General features: G+C 44.4%; 1 protein-coding gene. It reads left to right on the top strand.

Annotation, left to right across the window (positions count from 1 at the left end; genetic code table 11):
* A partial coding sequence (locus tag HC175_RS20685) for a class I tRNA ligase family protein (RefSeq protein WP_168139891.1) occupies positions 1–369 on the top strand: 369 nt, incomplete at both ends.

Raw genomic sequence — 369 nt, 5'->3', positions numbered from 1 at the left:
AATAATACCATTCAGGATGTATTGATTCGTCGTGCCAGGTTGCAGGGCTACAATGCTTGTTGGGTACCGGGAACAGATCATGCTTCTATCGCTACAGAAGCTAAGGTTGTTGCCAAACTTAGAGCTGAAGGGATTGACAAAAATGATCTTTCACGGGAGGAATTTTTGGAACACGCCTGGGAATGGACGCATAAGCATGGCGGAATTATCCTTGAACAACTTAAGAAATTGGGAGCTTCCTGTGACTGGGAACGTACAAAGTTCACCATGGATGATGAGATGTCTGCTTCGGTCATTAAGGTTTTCGTAGATCTGTACAAGAAAGGTCATATCTACCGGGGTTACCGAATGGTTAACTGGGATCCTGAA

Source organism: Salinimicrobium oceani (assembly GCF_012037645.1).
The sequence above is the reverse complement of the archived record's forward strand: the minus strand, read 5'-3'. Positions and strand labels throughout refer to the sequence as shown.